General features: G+C 69.8%; 14 protein-coding genes. 10 read left to right on the top strand and 4 right to left on the bottom strand.

The window, feature by feature from the left end; translation table 11 throughout:
- Nucleotides 1-648: an alanine racemase gene (locus tag FFS51_RS07000; RefSeq protein ID WP_137877885.1), complete on the top strand. Its 648-nt coding sequence runs from the start codon at nt 1-3 to the stop codon at nt 646-648.
- Nucleotides 645-1697, top strand: coding sequence for an alanine racemase (locus FFS51_RS06995; protein ID WP_137877884.1), 1053 nt, complete (start codon nt 645-647; stop codon nt 1695-1697). The genes FFS51_RS07000 and FFS51_RS06995 overlap by 4 nt, the downstream gene beginning before the upstream one ends.
- Here the strand turns inward: FFS51_RS06995 and FFS51_RS06990 are convergent.
- Nucleotides 1684-1905 carry a DUF7455 domain-containing protein gene (locus FFS51_RS06990; RefSeq protein ID WP_137877883.1) on the bottom strand — a complete coding sequence of 74 codons (222 nt, stop codon included), beginning with the start codon at nt 1903-1905 and terminating at the stop codon, nt 1684-1686. The two genes, FFS51_RS06995 and FFS51_RS06990, sit on opposite strands and share 14 nt — an antisense overlap.
- Before the next feature lie 180 nt (nt 1906-2085).
- On the opposite strand from FFS51_RS06990, the gene FFS51_RS06985 reads away from it, so the two are divergent.
- Nucleotides 2086-4164: a DNA gyrase/topoisomerase IV subunit B gene (locus tag FFS51_RS06985; protein ID WP_431463259.1), complete on the top strand. Its 2079-nt coding sequence runs from the start codon at nt 2086-2088 to the stop codon at nt 4162-4164.
- Nucleotides 4165-4243: 79 nt separating this feature from the next.
- Here the strand turns inward: FFS51_RS06985 and FFS51_RS06980 are convergent, their stop codons facing one another.
- Nucleotides 4244-6694 carry a DNA gyrase/topoisomerase IV subunit A gene (locus tag FFS51_RS06980; RefSeq protein WP_137877882.1) on the bottom strand — a complete coding sequence of 817 codons (2451 nt, stop codon included), beginning with the start codon at nt 6692-6694 and terminating at the stop codon, nt 4244-4246.
- Between the two features lie 55 nt (nt 6695-6749).
- Here FFS51_RS06980 and FFS51_RS06975 point away from each other — a divergent pair, with 55 nt between their 5' ends.
- A complete protein-coding gene (locus tag FFS51_RS06975) occupies nt 6750-7865 on the top strand; it encodes an alkaline phosphatase family protein (RefSeq protein ID WP_137877881.1) in 1116 nt (371 codons plus the stop codon).
- A gap of 2 nt (nt 7866-7867) precedes the next feature.
- Here FFS51_RS06975 and sepH read toward each other — a convergent pair whose 3' ends face one another.
- Complete coding sequence (sepH, locus tag FFS51_RS06970) at nt 7868-8923, bottom strand: septation protein SepH (protein ID WP_045248041.1); 1056 nt, start codon at nt 8921-8923, stop codon at nt 7868-7870.
- A 199-nt stretch (nt 8924-9122) separates the two neighbouring features.
- On the opposite strand from sepH, the gene FFS51_RS06965 reads away from it, so the two are divergent.
- Entirely contained in the window at nt 9123-9416 is a 294-nt protein-coding gene (locus FFS51_RS06965; RefSeq protein WP_045248042.1) for a DUF4193 domain-containing protein, read from the top strand.
- On the opposite strand, the gene FFS51_RS06960 is transcribed toward FFS51_RS06965, so the two are convergent.
- The gene (locus FFS51_RS06960) at nt 9391-9885 is read right to left on the bottom strand and encodes a DUF3093 family protein (RefSeq protein ID WP_137877880.1); all 495 of its coding nucleotides are present in this window, start codon (nt 9883-9885) and stop codon (nt 9391-9393) included. The genes FFS51_RS06965 and FFS51_RS06960 overlap by 26 nt on opposite strands.
- A 12-nt stretch (nt 9886-9897) precedes the next feature.
- Here FFS51_RS06960 and dut point away from each other — a divergent pair, with 12 nt between their 5' ends.
- The 5 genes from dut to dxs all read left to right on the top strand — a co-directional run bounded on the left by dut (nt 9898) and on the right by dxs (nt 16790).
- Nucleotides 9898-10353, top strand: coding sequence for a dUTP diphosphatase (gene dut / locus FFS51_RS06955; RefSeq protein ID WP_137877879.1), 456 nt, complete (start codon nt 9898-9900; stop codon nt 10351-10353).
- Entirely contained in the window at nt 10350-10943 is a 594-nt protein-coding gene (locus tag FFS51_RS06950) for a DUF3710 domain-containing protein (protein WP_045248045.1), read from the top strand. The genes dut and FFS51_RS06950 overlap by 4 nt, the downstream gene beginning before the upstream one ends.
- Nucleotides 10940-11707, top strand: a complete 768-nt coding sequence (locus tag FFS51_RS06945) for a DUF3159 domain-containing protein (protein ID WP_045248046.1) — start codon at nt 10940-10942, stop codon at nt 11705-11707. Before FFS51_RS06950 ends, FFS51_RS06945 begins: the two co-directional genes overlap by 4 nt.
- 137 nt (nt 11708-11844) lie before the next feature.
- A complete protein-coding gene (locus FFS51_RS06940) occupies nt 11845-14679 on the top strand; it encodes an aconitate hydratase (RefSeq protein ID WP_137877878.1) in 2835 nt (944 codons plus the stop codon).
- A gap of 143 nt (nt 14680-14822) precedes the next feature.
- Complete coding sequence (gene dxs / locus FFS51_RS06935) at nt 14823-16790, top strand: 1-deoxy-D-xylulose-5-phosphate synthase (RefSeq protein ID WP_137877877.1); 1968 nt, start codon at nt 14823-14825, stop codon at nt 16788-16790.
- Nucleotides 16791-16794: the final 4 nt, after the last annotated feature.

The following is a 16794-nucleotide window of genomic DNA, read 5'->3' as shown; positions in this document are numbered from 1 at the left end:
ATGACCGACGATGCTGCTCCGGTCGCCCGCATCAGCGTGGCGGCGATCGTCGCGAACGTGCGGGGAGCCGCGGCATCCGCCCCGCTCGTCGATCTCCGCCACGACGCCTACGGTCACGGGCTCGACGCCGTCGCGACCGCACTGCTGTTCGAAACCGACGCGACCCTGCTCGTCGATGGCGCGACGACCTTCGGCGACCGCGTGGTGCGCGTGGGGGCGCCGTCGGTGAGCCCGGCGGTGACCTACGGCTGGGTCGCTGGCGTGCCCGCGATGACGCTCGTCGGCACCGTTCTCAGCACGAAGCGGCTGCTGGCCGGCGAAGGCGTGTCGTACGGTTACCGGTTCCGCGCCCCCGCGGACACGCGGGTCGCTCTGGTGACGGGCGGCTACGCACAGGGAGTCGTGCGCGGCGCCGGGGGCGCGGCATCCGTCTTCATCGAGGGGGCACGGCATCCGATCGTCGGGCGGGTCGCCATGGATGTCTGCGTCATCGACATCGGTGACGCCGATGTGGCGCGCGGCGCCGAAGCGACCTTCTTCGGTCGAGGCGGCGACACCGTCGCGCGCTGGGCCGCAGCGACAGGACTCCGGTCGTCGGAGATCGTCACCGCCGTCGGTCTCCACACGCGACGCGAGGTGCAATCGTGACTGCAGTGCTGCGGATCTCCCGCGCTGCCCTCGCCGCCAACATCGATGTGCTGCGCGCCCGCGTTTCCCCGGCCGAACTGATGCTCGTGGTCAAGGACGATGCGTACGGACACGGTCTCGACAACGTGATCCCCACCGCCCTCGAGGCCGGAATCACCTGGATCGGCGCGTTCGACCTGCCGACCGCTCTACGCGTGCGCGCCCTGGCGGGAGACTCGGTGCGGGTCTTCGCCTGGATGGTCGCCGGCGATGCGTCCCTCCGCACGGCGATCGACGCGGGGATCGACCTCGGTGTCGGTGACCCGGCGCTGCTCGACGACGTCGTCCGACTCGCCGCCGCGCACGGCACGACGGCGCGGGTTCACCTGAAGATCGACACGGGCCTGCACCGCAACGGCATCCGACCCGAGGAGTGGACCGATGCCGTCGCCCGCACCGCGGCGGCCTCGGCGGCCGGGGCGCTGAGCCTGGAGGGTGTCTGGAGCCATCTCGCCGAGGCGTCCGACGGCGAGGATGACGCGGCACGCGCCCGCTTCGACGAGGCTCTCGCGGTCGTGCACGACGCCGGCCTGACGCCACCGCGCGCCCACCTCGCCGCGAGCGCCGCGGCATTCCAGCGCCCCGAGTTCCGCTACGACATGGTGCGCATCGGAGCGTTCAACTACGGGATCCGGCCGGCCGGCGGCCCCGGTGAGCACGAACTCGGGATCGCGCCGGTGGCTTCCCTCGACGCCGACGTCATCGAGGTTCGCGGCGGAATCGCGGTACTCGGAGTCGGAGCGCTGGATGGCCTGCCGTCCACCCTCGGCGGACGAACGGTGGCGCGGAGCCCCGCAGGGCTGGTCGCCGTCCGGAGCGTCGACGACCTCACGACGTCCGTCGACGCCTGGCCGCACGCCGCCGTCGGGGAGACTGTTCGGATCTACGGGGTGGGAGCACCCAGCGCCACCGACCTGGCGGAAGCGATCGACACGATCGGCGAGGAAATCGCGGTGCGGCTGTCGCCCCTCATCGAGCGTCGCGCCGAGGACGACGTCAGGACTCGATGAGGCGAGCAGTCTCGTCGTGCCACGAGGTGGCGACGGAGCGGAGCTTGGCCTCGTACTTGCGGCCGTGGTGGGCGCAGAACAGGAGCTGCGTGCCGTTCACGTCGGCGGCGATGTAGGCCTGCGCACCGCAGGAGTCGCAGCGGTCGACGGCGGTGAGACGGTAGTCGAGAACGGCATTGCCCTCGGTGGGGGTCGACGTGTAGGTCATGATGACTGCCTCCTCGATGCGTCTGCCCGACGCCCGGTGGCGCCGAAGTCCTCACATACAAGCACGCCGATGTTTCGGGTATGCCGCGAACGCGTCACATTTCGCTCAACGCGTACGGCGGCCCCCGTACCCCGTGTCTGTGCCAGGCGACGTCGGTACCCGCGCATAGGCTTGGAGATTGTGACCGCCGAGTACTCCGCCCACCACCTCCAGGTCCTCGAGGGACTCGAGGCCGTGCGCAAGCGTCCCGGCATGTACATCGGCTCTACTGACTCCCGCGGACTCATGCACTGCCTGTGGGAGATCATCGACAACGCGGTCGACGAAGCGCTCGGCGGGTTCGGCGAACGCATCGACGTCACCCTGCGTCCCGACGGGAGCGTCGAGGTCGGCGACCGTGCCCGCGGCATCCCGGTCGACATCGAACCGCGCACCGGGCTCACGGGCGTCGAGGTCGTGTTCACGAAGCTGCACGCCGGCGGCAAGTTTGGCGGCGGGTCCTACGCGGCATCCGGTGGTCTGCACGGTGTGGGCGCCTCGGTCGTCAACGCGCTGTCGGAGCGCCTCGACGTGGAGGTCGACCGCGACGGCAAGACGTACGCGCTGTCCTTCCGTCGGGGCGAGCCCGGCGTCTTCGCCGACAGCGGTGAACCGCGACCCGACGCCCCCTTCACCCCGTACGACGAGCGCAGCGAGCTGCGGGTCATCGGCAAGGTCGCGAAGGGCGTGACCGGCACGCGGGTGCGCTACTGGGCCGACCGTCAGATCTTCACCCGCGATGCGACGTTCCACCTCGACGAGCTCGAGCAGCGGGCGCGGCAGACCGCGTTCCTCGTGCCGGGGCTCCACATCGCGATCGGCGATGCCCGCGGTGAGACACCGGTCACCACCGACTTCCACTTCGACGGGGGCATCTCCGAGTTCGCCGACTTCCTCGCGCCCGACAGCGGCGTGACCGACACGTGGCGCCTGACCGGTGCCGGCGACTTCACCGAGACCGTACCCGTGTTGCAGGCATCGGGCGCGATGGTTCCCACCGAGGTGACGCGCACGTGCGAGGTCGACATCGCGCTGCGCTGGGGAACCGGATACGAGACGGTCAACCGTTCGTTCGTGAACATCATCGCCACCCCCAAGGGCGGCACCCACCAACAGGGCTTCGAGCAAGGCCTCATGAAGGTGCTGCGCACCCAGGTCGAGCAGAACGCCCGCCGGCTGAAGGTCGGCACCGACAAGATCGAGAAGGACGACATCCTCGCGGGCCTCACTGCGGTGCTCACCGTCCGTCTTCCCGAGCCCCAGTTCGAGGGCCAGACGAAGGAGGTGCTGGGCACGCCCGCGGTGCGCCAGATCGTCACCTCCGTGGTCTCACGTACCCTCGGCGAGCGGTTCTCGTCGACCAAGCGCGACGACAAGGCCCAGACCGCGCTTCTGCTCGACAAGGTGGTCGCCGAGATGAAGGCGCGCATCTCCGCGCGCGCCCACAAGGAGACCCAGCGCCGCAAGAACGCGCTCGAGTCGTCGTCGCTGCCCGCGAAGCTCGTCGACTGCCGCACGAACGACGTCGCCGCCTCCGAACTGTTCATCGTCGAGGGCAACTCGGCCCTCGGTACCGCGAAGGAGGCGCGCACCAGCGAGTACCAGGCACTGCTTCCCATCCGCGGGAAGATCCTGAACACGCAGAAGGCATCGATCAGCGACATGCTCTCGAACGCCGAGTGCGCTTCGATCATCCAGGTGATCGGCGCGGGCTCGGGACGCTCGTTCGATCTCGAGCAGGCGCGCTATGGCAAGGTCATCCTCATGAGCGACGCCGACGTCGACGGCGCGCACATCCGCACGCTGCTGCTCACCCTGTTCTTCCGCTACATGCGTCCGCTCGTCGAGGCGGGCCGCGTCTACGCCGCTGTTCCTCCGCTGCATCGGGTGATCGTCGTGAACCCCGGCTCGAAGCCGAACGAGACGATCTACACCTACTCCGAGCAGGAGCTGCACGCCCTGCTCGCGAAGCTGCAGAAGGCGGGTCGCCGCTGGCAGGAGCCCATCCAGCGCTACAAGGGGCTCGGCGAGATGGACGCCGAGCAGCTCGCGACCACCACGATGGACCGCGCCGGGCGCACCCTGCGTCGGGTGACCTTCTCCGATGCGGAGGCCGCGGCCACCGTCTTCGAGCTGCTCATGGGCAACGAGGTCGCACCGCGCCGCGAGTTCATCGTGACCTCGAGCGACCGACTGGCGCGCGACCGTATCGACGCCTGACCGGCGACACGCTCGGAGTCTCGCCGCCGGCACGTCTTACCGCGGGCCGAATCACGAGTGGATGCCGCACCTCGGCCGGCTACGCGAGGGCGGTGCCGACGGCGCCGATGACGGCATCGATCGTCTGGCCCGAGGCATCCCGTTTCGCCCCGGAGGCCGGCAGCGCCCGCGTCGAGCCGTCCGCACCCACGGCGCGCGGCTCGACGCCGACCCAGGCGAGCGTCAGGGCGTCCTCGCCACGCAGGAACCGCTGCGCGCGAACACCGCCGGTGGCGCGACCCTTGGGCGGGAACTCCGCGAACGCCGACACCTTGCCGCTGCCCGCGTCTGCCCCGGCCAGCACGGAGGAGCTTCCCGCGACGGTCACGACCTCGGCGGCGTCCGGATCGGTCACGACGGCCACGTGGATGACCTCGGCGCCGTCGGACAGACGGATGCCCGCCATGCCACCCGCGGCGCGACCCTGTGGTCGCACGGCCGACGCCTCGAACCTCAGGAGCTGGGCGTCGCTCGCGACGAACACGATTTCGGCTTCGTCGGGCGCGACGGCCGCTCCGACGACCTCGTCGCCGGGTTTCAGAGCGATGATCTCGGCGTCGTGCTTGCCCGGGGCGAGTTCGGTGGCCGACACACGCTTCACGACTCCCTGGCGGGTGCCGAGCGCGATCGGCGGCTCCGCGACGAGAGGCACGAGGGCGACGACGTGCTCGCCCTTCTCCAGCGCCAGGTACTGGTCGACGCGGGTGCCGACGGCGAGCTGCACCGAGTTGGCGGGCACCGACGGAAGGTCGACGGGGGAGAGCCGCACGAGCCGCCCGCGCGTCGTCACCGCACCGATCTCGCCCCGCACCGTGGTCGTCACCACCGAGCGCACCGCGTCGTGCTTCGACCGGCGCGCAGGCGGCACGATCGAGCCGTCTTCGCCGAGCTCGGCACGCACCATGCGGCCGGTGGCCGACAGGTAGACACGGCACGGGTCGTCGGCGATCTCCAGGCTCGGCGCGGTCGCACGCGACGCGGTACGCGCGGTGACCGGAGAGCCGTTCATGAGCAGCGTGCGCCGCGGCGTGCCGTACTGCTCGGCGACGTGCTCGAGCTCGCTCGCCACCGCCGCGCGCAGCAGCACGTCACTGCCGAGCAGCTCCTCGAGGCTCGCGATCTCAGACTTCAGCTCGTCGCGCTCCGACTCGAGCTCGATGCGCGAGAACCGTGTGAGCCGGCGCAGCCGCAGTTCGAGGATGTACTCCGCCTGCACCTCGGACAGGTCGAACACCGTCATCAGCCGGCCTCGCGCGGACTCCGAGTCATCCGAGGTGCGGATCACCTGGATGACCTCGTCGATGTCGAGGATCGCGATGAGCAAGCCCTCGACGAGGTGCAGCCGGTCCCGGCGCTTGGCAAGACGGTATTCGCTGCGCCGTGTGATGACGCGCAGGCGATGGTCGAGGTAGACCCGCAGCAGCGGCTTGAGGCCGAGCGTCTGCGGCTGGCCGTCGACGAGGGCCACGTTGTTGATGCCGAATGAGTCCTCGAGGGGCGTGAGCCGGTAGAGCTGCTCGAGCACAGCGGTCGGCTCGAAGCCGGTCTTGATGCCGATCACGATGCGCAGCGGGTGCTCACGGTCGGTCAGGTCGGTGACATCGGAGATACCGGTCAGCTTCTTCGCGTTGACGGCGTCCTTGATCTTCTCGATGACGCGCTCAGGGCCGACCATGTACGGAAGCTCGGTGACGATGAGGCCGGTGCGGCGCGGGCCGAGCTGTTCGACCGTGACCTTGCCTCTCGTGCGGAACGTGCCGCGGCCGGTCGTGTAGGCGTCCTTGATGCCGTCGAGCCCGACGATGATCCCGCCCGACGGAAGGTCGGGGCCCGGGACGAACTCCATCAGCTCCTCAACGGATGCCTCGGGGTTCTCGAGCAGATGCACCGCGGCGGCCACGACCTCGATGAGGTTGTGGGGCGCCATGTTCGTCGCCATGCCGACGGCAATGCCTGCGGCGCCGTTGACGAGGAGGTTCGGGAAGGCAGCCGGCAGCACTTCGGGCTGTTGGAACTGCCCGTCGTAGTTCGGCACGAAATCGACGACGTCCTCGTCGAGGTCGGCGGTGAGGGCGAGTGCCGACGGCGCGAGCCGCGCCTCCGTGTAGCGCGGGGCGGCGGGACCGTCGTCAAGGGAGCCGAAGTTGCCGTGGCCGTCGACGAGCGGCACGCGCAGCGTGAAGGGCTGCGCGAGTCGCACGAGTGCGTCGTAGATCGGCGCGTCACCGTGAGGGTGCAGCTTTCCCATGACCTCACCGACGACGCGGGCACTCTTGACGTGGCCTCGGTCGGGGCGCAGCCCCATGTCGGCCATCTGGAAGAGGATGCGGCGCTGCACGGGCTTCAGCCCGTCGCGCGCATCGGGGAGCGCCCGGGAGTAGATGACCGAATAGGCGTACTCCAGGAAGGAGCCTTGCATCTCGGTCGACAGGTCGACGTCGTCGATGCGCTCCTCTGCGGGCGGCGTGGAGGGGTTTCGGGTGCTGGCCATGACGTTCTGCCTCGTGTCGCGGGGCGGGGCGTGCGCGTGTGCGAGACTGACCCCGATGCGCTCCAGCCTACCGACCGACCCCGCCGGAGCCCGGAGCCTCACCGGCGTCGTGTCGAACGCGTTACGGGCGATCCGCGGCGAGGAGGGCTGGTTCCGTCCGGCGCCGAGCGTGATCGTGCTCCTCGTCGACGGGCTCGGCGCGCTCAACCTGCGCCAGCGTGCGGGGCACGCTCGATTCCTCGCGGAGGCGATGGGCAAGAAGGATGTCGCACGGTCGGTCTTCCCGTCGACGACCGCGGCCGCTCTCGCCTCCCTCTGGACGGGAGTCAGGCCGGGGGAGCACGGCATCCTCGGATACCGCGTGCGGGTGCCCGACACCGGCATCGTCGCCAACCAGCTCAATGGCTGGGAGCGCGGCGAGCTCGACACCGAATCCTGGCCGCTGGCGCGCTCGCTCACCACGACACTCCGTGCACGCGAGCGCCTCGTGGTCTGCTCGCGTCCGGAGTACGCGACATCCGGCTTCACGACCGCAGTGTTCCCGCACGGCATCCATCGCGACGCCGCCGACCTCGACGACCGCGTCGAGAAGGCGATCGAGGCCGCCGCCGTGCCCGGAACCCTCGTCTACCTCTACGCACCCGAACTCGACACCGCCGGTCACCGCGCCGGGTGGGAGTCCGATGAGTGGGCGTCGGTGCTCGAACAGATCGACCGAGCCGCGAGGCGGCTGCACGCGGCATCCGATGCCGGCATCGTGGTCACCGCCGACCATGGCATGGTCGATGTGCCGGCGCACCGCCAGATCATCGTCGACGACGCGGCGCTGCGCGATGACGTGACGGATGTCGCGGGCGAGCCGCGCATGCTGCACCTTTACGCGCGCGAAGGGTCTGCCGCGCGACTGGTCGAGGCGTGGCGCGCGGCGGAGGGGGAGCGAGCCTGGGTGCTGAGCCGCGACGAGGCGATCGACGCCGGACTCTTCGGCGCCCGCGTCGCTCCCGAGGCGGCGAAACGCATCGGAGACGTGATCGTCGCCGCGCGCAGCGGTGTCGCGTACTACGACGGGCGCACCGACGACATCAGCAGTCGCCGCATGGTCGGACAACACGGATCACTCACCGAGCAGGAGCGCATCGTCCCGCTCATCGGGCTGGCCGCCTGGAGCTGAGGTCAGCTCTCGTCGGTGCGGGCGCCGAAGACGATCTCATCCCACGACGGCATCGAAGTGCGACCTTTGCGCCGCTGCGCATCGCTCCCGCCGGGCGGGCTCGTCGGCAGTGCGGGCGTCTCGACGGGCGCCGGAGCCTCGTCGTACCCCGGCTCGACCGCGTCGAACAGGGCGACCGGTGCGGCCGCGCCGCGGGGGACCTCGGCGATGACATCGGGCGCGTCGGGCCGCTGGCCGCGACGACGACGCAGCGCCTCGAGGAGGTCGGCCGTCTCGGATGAGGTGACGGATGCCTCGGGCGCCCGCTTGATCGCCGCGTGCTGAACGGCGGGGCTCGACTGTGGTGGCGCGACAGGAGTGTGGTCGAGCGGCTCGACCTCGTGCGCATCCTCCGGCTCGAGGTCCGGGAGTGCGCGAGGTCCGAATGCGCCGCTGTCGAACCGTGAATCGTCCTTGATGCCCGGGATCTCGAGCGCGCGCAACCGCGGAATCAGACCGTCTGGCAGAGACCCCTGACGTGAGAGCTGCGTCGCATCGGCGTTGATCGGGGAGAGCACGGAACGTTTCGGATCGAAACTCCAGCGCGCGTCCCGCTCGACCTCGGTGATCGAGAACGAGAGCTTCACCGTCCAGCCGCTGTCGTCCTTCCAGCTGGACCACCGCTCGCCCACGGCGTGCGCCTCCACCAGCTTCGCGCGGACCGCGTCGCCGAAGGTGGTCGGTGTGTCAGAGTCGAAGTCGCTCGTGAGCAGCACCGGAACGGAGAGCGCCTGCCCGACGACGAACTCACGCTCTGCGAGCACCGGTGCCTCGAAACGCACCACATCGTCGACGGAGAGGCCGAGCACCGCGGCGGTCTCCTCGGCGGACAGCCCGGCACGGATCTGCGCCTGGATGTCACGGGGGCTCGCCTTCGTGCGGGATCCGGCGCTGGAACGGTCGGCGCGACGCAACTGGGTGCGCAGCACCTCGTCCACCGGGACACCGAAGCGCTCACCCGTCTCCGTGGCGAGCACCAGCACATCATCCTCGACGCCGATGACTCTGAGCTTTTCCATGCGGGACACGCCTCCGATCTGCCGTGTTCCGCCATGGTTCCACACCGCGACCGGACCGCTCGGAATATCGCCCGCGTGGCGGGCGTTTCGACGATGCACGCCTCAGCGGAACGCATTTGCGTTTGTGTTCCGCGTCATGCAAACTATCGCCGCCGCGCGCCGCGCGGCACGCAGCATCTGGAAGTAGAGACACGGACGAATGGCCACGGATTACGACGCCCCGCGCAAGACCGACGACGACAGCGAGTCGATCGAGGCCCTGAAGGAGCGTGTGCCGGACAAGCTCTCCGGCTCGGGCGATTCCGAAGACACCGACAACCCGTCGGGCTTCGAGCTCCCGGGCGCGGACCTCTCCGACCTCGAGCTCGACGTCGTCGTGCTCCCGCCCCAGGAGGACGAGTTCACGTGCGTGAGCTGCTTCTTGGTGAAGCACCGCTCGCAGCTCGACCACGAAGAGGGCATCGGCCCTATCTGCGCGGAGTGCGCCGCGTGAGCTGAGCGGCCGCGACGGCGGCCGCGAGACGATCCGGCGTGCGGGACGCGATGACCCACGCCGGCGTCGGATCGTCCGGATCCACGACCGGGAACACGACCACGGCATCGATCCCGCCACGGAACAGGTGCCAGGCGTCACGGGGCAGACCCGGACCCCGCACGCGCCGCGCCTCTTCGCCGGTGAACACCGCCGCATCGCCGAGATGAATGACGTCGATGCGAGCGCGCCCGGCGTGGAGTACGCCGTCGGCGACTCGAACGCTCGGCGACGCCGCGAGCAGCAGGGCGACGATGAGGCATCCGACGATCACGCCGACCGCGAGCGAGAACGTCGCGTCGATCGGCACGACCACGAGCGCCGCCATGGGTGCACAGACCGCGGAGGCGACGAGCGCCCACAGTGACGGCGAGAGCCGCTCACGGTACGAACCGGATGCGACGCTCCTCGAGAGCTGGGTGATCTGCATTAGCCTCTTTGCGTGACCGAAAGCGTTGACGTCCCCATTATCGCGCCGACGATCCCGCAGTACGCCCACCCGGGCGACGCCGGCGCGGATCTCGTCGCCGCGGAGGCGGTCATCCTCGGCCCGGGCGAGCGCGCCCTCGTTGGCACCGGTGTGCGCATCGCGCTGCCCGACGGGTACGCCGCGTTCGTCGTCCCGCGCAGCGGGCTGGCGGCGAAGCACGGCATCACCGTCGTGAATTCACCGGGCACGGTCGATGCGGGCTACCGCGGTGAGATCAAGGTCACCCTGTTGAACACCGACCTTCACGCGACGTACGAGGTCGCCGTCGGCGACCGCATCGCGCAGATCATCGTCCTGCCCGTTCCGCGTGTGCGCTTCGTGCCGGTCGACGAGCTGCCCGGCAGTGTGCGCGGCGAAGGCGGATTCGGTTCGACGGGCTATCAGAGCACGGAAGGAGCTCCCTCGTGAGCGACATCGTCCCCTCCTTCGGCGACAAGTCCGCCCCCGAGACCCGCGCGGAGGCCGGGCCCTACGACGAGAGCGAGGCGAACCCGGTTCGCCCCTACATCGACCTCGGCGCGATCAAGGTGCTCCCACGCGAAGGTCTGAACCTGCGCCTCGAGGTCGAGGAGCAGTCGAAGCAGATCGTCGCCGTGGGACTGGACTACGCCGACTCGACGCTGCAGGTGCAGGCCTTCGCCGCCCCGCGCAGCGGTGGGCTCTGGGATGAGACCCGCGCCCAGCTGCTCGAGCAGGTGCGGCAGCAGGGCGGCCGGGCGGAAGAGCGTGAGGGCGCCCTCGGCACCGAGCTCCTCGCCGAGGTGCCCACCGCGGTCGACGGCGGCGCGCCGATCAAACGACTGGCCCGCTTCGTCGGAGTCGACGGCCCGCGCTGGTTCCTGCGCGGTGTCATCGGCGGCGCCGCGGCCAACGACCCGATCGCCGCCGAGCGGGTCGAGGATCTCTTCCGATCCCTCGTCATCGTGCGCGGCAGCCAGCCCATGCCGCCGCGCGACCTCATCCCGCTGAAGATGCCGGTCGCGCCGGGCGCCGCGTGAGCGTCGAACCCCCCGCCCCCGACGAGGCCCGTCCGTCCACGTCGGACGCACTGGCCCGCGCCCTCGGATCCGCCGCGCGCCGCGCCGGGCTCGATCCGTCCGCGCAGACCAGCGCCCGACACGTCGCGTGGGCGGCGATGGGCGGCTGGCGCGGCATCATCGAGTCCGTCCTTCCGAGCCTGGTCTTCGTGGTGCTGTTCACCGTCACCCTCGACAGCGGCACCGGCCGCGGCGACCTCCTTCTCTCCCTCGGCGCGTCGGTCGGGCTCGCGGCGGTGTTCTCGGTGGTGAGGCTCGTCCAGCGCTCGCCCGCGAGCGCCGCCCTGGGCGGACTCGTGGCGACGGCCGCCGCGGCCGCGCTCGCGCTCCTCACCGGGCGCGGTCAGGACAACTTCATCCTCGGCTTCGTCACGAACGGCGCCTACGGCCTCGCCCTCCTCGTCTCGGCGCTCGTCGGCTGGCCGCTGATCGGTCTGGCGGTCGGATGGCTCATGGGGGATGCCACGGGCTGGCGCCGCGATCGTCGAAAGCGCCGCGCGTTCGTCTGGATCACGCTGGCGTGGGCAACCCTCTTCGCCGTCCGCCTCGCCGTGCAACTGCCGTTCTACTTCGCCGGCGACGTCCCGGCGCTCGGCACCCTGAAGATCGCCATGGGACTTCCGCTGTTCGCGCCGCTGGTGGTGGTGACGTGGCTCGTGGCACGCGCCCTCTATCCGACCGCGCGGCGCGCCGCGGCATCCGATGCCGAATCAGGTCAGGAGTGATACTTTTATCTTGATATCAAGATAAATTCCGTCTTCCACCTGAGTTAGGCAAGCCTTGCTAGCCACCCCCGGAACCGGGCGGGAAGATGGGAACGGCGGCGCTCACTGCCGCCCGAATGCCGACGAAGGAGACGATCGTGTCCACGGTTGACAGCTTCGGTGCCAAGAGCACCCTGACGGTCGGCAGCACCGACTACGAGATCTTCCGCATCGACGCGGTCGCGGGCTACGACAAGCTCCCGTTCAGTCTCAAGGTGCTGCTGGAGAACCTGCTCCGCACGGAAGACGGCGCGAACGTCACCAAGGAGCAGATCGAGGCGCTCGGCTCCTGGGACCCGCAAGCCGAGCCCGACACCGAGATCCAGTTCACTCCCGCCCGCGTGGTCATGCAGGACTTCACGGGCGTGCCCTGCATCGTCGACCTCGCCACCATGCGCGAGGCCGTGACCGCCCTCGGCGGCGACCCCAAGCGCATCAACCCGCTCTCGCCCGCCGAGATGGTCATCGACCACTCGGTCATCGCCGACCTGTTCGGCAGCGAGAACGCCCTCGAGCGCAACGTCGAGATCGAGTACGAGCGCAACGGGGAGCGCTACCAGTTCCTCCGCTGGGGTCAGACCGCGTTCGACGACTTCAAGGTCGTGCCCCCGGGAACCGGCATCGTGCACCAGGTGAACATCGAGCACCTCGCCAAGGTCGTCTACGACCGCACCGTCGGCGGCGCGCTGCGCGCTTACCCCGACACCTGCGTCGGCACCGACTCGCACACGACGATGGTCAACGGCCTCGGCGTGCTCGGCTGGGGCGTCGGCGGCATCGAGGCCGAGGCCGCCATGCTCGGCCAGCCCGTCTCGATGCTCATCCCGCGCGTCGTCGGCTTCAAGCTGACCGGCGAGATCCCCGCCGGCGTCACCGCGACCGACGTGGTGCTCACGATCACCGATCTGCTGCGCAAGCACGGCGTCGTCGGCAAGTTCGTCGAGTTCTACGGAGCCGGCGTCGCCTCTGTGCCGCTCGCCAACCGCGCCACCATCGGCAACATGAGCCCAGAGTTCGGCTCGACCGCCGCGATCTTCCCGATCGACGACGTCACCCTCGACTACCTGCGCCTCACCGGCCGCAGCGAGCAGGCGGTCGCGCTGGTCGAGCAGTACGCGAAGACCCAGTCGCTCTGGCACGACGCCGCGAACGAGCCCCAGTACAGCGAGTACCTCGAGCTCGACCTCGCCACGGTCGTGCCCTCGATCGCCGGACCGAAGCGCCCGCAGGACCGCATCCTGCTCGCCGAGGCCAAGTCGCAGTTCGAGAAGGACATCCTCAACTACGCGACCCCCGCCACGAGCGACTCGATCGTCGACCTCGAGTCGGCCGGATCGTTCCCCGCCTCCGATGCGGGCGTCGTGCCCGGCGACGAGCACACCCACACCGGCGAGGTGCTCATCTCGAGCGGCGGGCCGGCCGCGGCATCCAAGCCCGTCAAGGTGACGCCGCCCCACGGCGCGTCGTACATCCTCGACAACGGCGCGGTCACCCTCGCGGCGATCACCTCGTGCACAAACACCTCGAACCCCTCGGTCATGGTCGCGGCGGGCCTCCTGGCGCGCAACGCCCTCGCCAAGGGCCTGAAGCGCAAGCCGTGGGTGAAGACGACGCTCGGCCCGGGCTCGAAGGTCGTCACCGACTACTACGAGAAGTCCGGCCTCGACAAGGACCTCGAGGGCCTCGGCTTCTACACGGTCGGCTACGGCTGCACGATCTGCATCGGCAACTCCGGCCCCCTCATCGAGGAGGTCTCGGCGGCCATCAACGAGAACGACCTCGCCGTGACCGCGGTGCTCTCGGGCAACCGCAACTTCGAGGGCCGCATCAGCCCCGACGTGAAGATGAACTACCTCGCCTCGCCGCCGCTGGTCGTCGCCTACTCGCTCGCGGGCACGATGAACTTCGACTTCGAGACCGACGCGCTCGGCACCGACACCGACGGCAACGACGTCTTCCTGAAGGACATCTGGCCCGACACCGCCGACGTGCAGTCGATCATCGACTCGTCGATCTCCCGCGACCAGTTCATCAACCAGTACGCCACCGTCTTCGACGGCGACGAGCGCTGGAAGAGCCTGCCGACCCCGAGCGGTCCGGTCTTCGAGTGGGATGCCGACTCGACCTACGTGCGCAAGGCGCCGTACTTCGACGGCATGACCATGGACCTCACCCCCGTCTCCGACATCACCGGCGCACGCGTCATGGCGACCCTCGGCGACTCCGTCACGACCGACCACATCAGCCCGGCCGGCAACATCAAGGCGGGCACGCCCGCCGCACAGTACCTGACCGAGCACGGTGTCGCGCAGAAGGACTTCAACTCCTACGGCTCGCGCCGCGGGAACCACGAGGTCATGATCCGCGGCACCTTCGCGAACATCCGTCTGAAGAACGAGCTCACCGCGGCTGTCAACGACGGCGCGGTCGTCGAGGGCGGCTACACCCGCGACTTCACCCAGGTCGACGGACCGCAGTCCTACATCTACGACGCGTCGCAGAACTACCAGGAGCAGGGCACCCCGCTCGTCGTGTTCGGCGGCAAGGAGTACGGTTCGGGCTCGTCCCGCGACTGGGCCGCCAAGGGCACGCGCCTGCTCGGTGTGAAGGCGGTCATCACCGAGAGCTTCGAGCGCATCCACCGTTCGAACCTGATCGGCATGGGCGTCGTCCCGCTGCAGTTCCCGGCCGGCGAGAGCTGGAAGTCCCTCGGCCTCGACGGCACCGAGATCATCTCGATCACGGGCCTCGAGCAGCTCAACGAGGGCGTCACTCCGAAGACGGTGCGCGTCGTCGCCGAGCCGAGCGAGTTCTCGGCCGACGGCAAGCAGACCGTGGAGTTCGACGCGGTCGTGCGCATCGACACCCCCGGTGAGGCCGACTACTACCGCAACGGCGGCATCCTGCAGTACGTTCTGCGCTCGCTCGTCTGAGCGCTCACGCCGTCGGGGCCTCGGAGCGATCCGGGGCCCCGACGGCGTTTCCGCCGGTGCGCGTCAAGCCCCCTGTCGGGCCTGTGCACGCGGATACACTGAACCGATCGGCGCTGTCCGCGTCGCCCGAACGAGAGGACGGAATGGCACTCCTTCCGACGATCACCGGTCCCCGCGACCTCGATCGACTCTCGCCCGAACAGCTCACGGAACTCGCATCGGAGATCCGCACGTTCCTCATCGAGAACGTCGCCCGCACGGGCGGTCACCTCGGCCCGAACCTCGGCGTGGTGGAGCTGACGATCGCCATGCACCGGGTGTTCTGCTCGCCCGATGACCCGTTCATCTTCGACACCGGGCACCAGTCCTATGTGCACAAGATCCTGACGGGTCGTCAGGACTTCTCCGGTCTCCGCTCGCGCGACGGCCTCGCCGGCTACCCGCAGCGCTCCGAGAGCCCCCACGACGTCGTCGAGTCGTCCCACGCGTCGTCCTCGCTCAGCTGGGCGGACGGCATCTCGCGTGCGCTCAGCCGCACCGGTCGACGCGATCATCATGTGGTCGCCGTCGTCGGCGACGGCTCGCTGACCGGCGGGATGACGTGGGAGGCGCTCAACAACATCTCCGACGACAACGATCGCAACCTCGTCATCATCGTCAACGACAACGGTCGCTCCTACGCTCCGACGATCGGCGGCATGGCCCGATACCTGAACCGCGTGCGGGCGGCGGGCGCCTATCGCACGCTGCGTACGTCGTCGGACTCGCTGTTCCGGGCCCTCGGCCCGTGGGCGAGAGCCGTCTACCGCGGTGTGCGGGGCGGAACGCACGGCTTCCTCTCCCGTTTCGTGAACAACGAATCGCTGTACTCGAACCTCGACATCAAGTACTTCGGGCCGATCGACGGCCACGACATCCCGACCCTCCTCGAGACGCTCGAACTCGCGAAGCGCTACCAGGCGCCCGTGATCGTCCATGTGATCACCGAGAAGGGCCGCGGATACGCTCCGGCGCTTGAGGACGAGGCGGATCAGTTCCACGCGGTCGGCAAGATCGACCCCGCGACGGGGGAGACGCTCGGCTCGGGCGGGGGAACGGCCTGGACGAGCGTGTTCGCCGACGAACTGGTGACGGTCGGGGAGCAGCGTCCCGACGTGATCGCGGTCACGGCCGCGATGCTGCGGCCCACGGGCCTGAAGCCCTTCGCCGACCGGTTCCCCGGCCGGGTGTACGACGTGGGCATCGCCGAGCAGCACGCGGTCGCGTCGGCGGCCGGCCTCGCCTATGGCGGCCTGCACCCCGTCGTGGCCATCTACGCGACGTTCATGAACCGCGCCTTCGACCAGGTGATGATGGATGTCGCCCTCCACCGTGCGGGCGTGACCTTCGTGCTCGATCGGGCCGGCGTCACCGGACCCGACGGCCCCAGCCATCACGGCATCTGGGATCTCGCGATGCTGCAGATCGTGCCGGGAATCCGCATTGCGGCGCCACGCGATGCGGCCCGCCTGCGCGAGCTGCTGCACGAGGCTGTGGCCGTCGAGGATGCACCGACGGTCGTGCGGTTCCCCCGTGGCAACGTGGGGGACGAGCTTCCCGCGATCGATCGGCTGTCCGACGGCACCGACGTGCTCGCGCGCAACGACCAGCAGGACGTGCTCATCGTCGGCATCGGGCCGATGGCGCAGGTGGCCGTCGACGTGGCCCACCGCCTGCACTCGCAGGGCATCGGCGCGACCGTCATCGACCCGCGCTGGGCGGTGCCGGTTGCGCCGTCGGTCGTCGAGCTCGCCGCGCAGCACCGCATCGTCATCACGATCGAGGACGGCATCCGTGTCGGCGGCGTGGGCACCCGCATCCGTCAGGTGCTGCGGGAGGCCGGCATCGACACGGCCGTCGATGAACTCGGCGTTCCGGACGAGTTCATCCCGCACGCGAGCCGCGAGCAGATCCTCGAGGACGCCGGTCTCGTCGCCCCGAAGATCGCCCACGACGTCGTCGCGCAGGTGCTCGGCACACGGGTGCCGAAGGCTCGCGCCTCGGAGGACGCGGGGGAGTGGACCGCCGCCGATGCCGCCCCCGAGGACGCCGGCCGCCGCGCGGACGACTGAGCCG

Origin of the sequence: Microbacterium sp. 4NA327F11, assembly GCF_005503465.1 — a bacterium.
In the GTDB taxonomy this organism is placed as follows: Bacteria; Actinomycetota; Actinomycetes; order Actinomycetales; family Microbacteriaceae; genus Microbacterium; species Microbacterium ginsengisoli.
This window is presented reverse-complemented; position numbering and strand designations above follow the sequence as displayed.

Coding starts and splice junctions, on each gene's coding strand:
- FFS51_RS07000 (WP_137877885.1), top strand. CDS start 1: ATGACCGACGATGCTGCTCCGGTCGCCCGCATCAGCGTGGCGGCGATC.
- FFS51_RS06990 (WP_137877883.1), bottom strand. CDS start 1,905: ATGACCTACACGTCGACCCCCACCGAGGGCAATGCCGTTCTCGACTAC.
- dxs (WP_137877877.1), top strand. CDS start 14,823: ATGGCACTCCTTCCGACGATCACCGGTCCCCGCGACCTCGATCGACTC.
- FFS51_RS06965 (WP_045248042.1), top strand. CDS start 9,123: ATGGCCACGGATTACGACGCCCCGCGCAAGACCGACGACGACAGCGAG.
- sepH (WP_045248041.1), bottom strand. CDS start 8,923: ATGGAAAAGCTCAGAGTCATCGGCGTCGAGGATGATGTGCTGGTGCTC.
- FFS51_RS06975 (WP_137877881.1), top strand. CDS start 6,750: ATGCGCTCCAGCCTACCGACCGACCCCGCCGGAGCCCGGAGCCTCACC.
- FFS51_RS06980 (WP_137877882.1), bottom strand. CDS start 6,694: ATGGCCAGCACCCGAAACCCCTCCACGCCGCCCGCAGAGGAGCGCATC.
- FFS51_RS06960 (WP_137877880.1), bottom strand. CDS start 9,885: ATGCAGATCACCCAGCTCTCGAGGAGCGTCGCATCCGGTTCGTACCGT.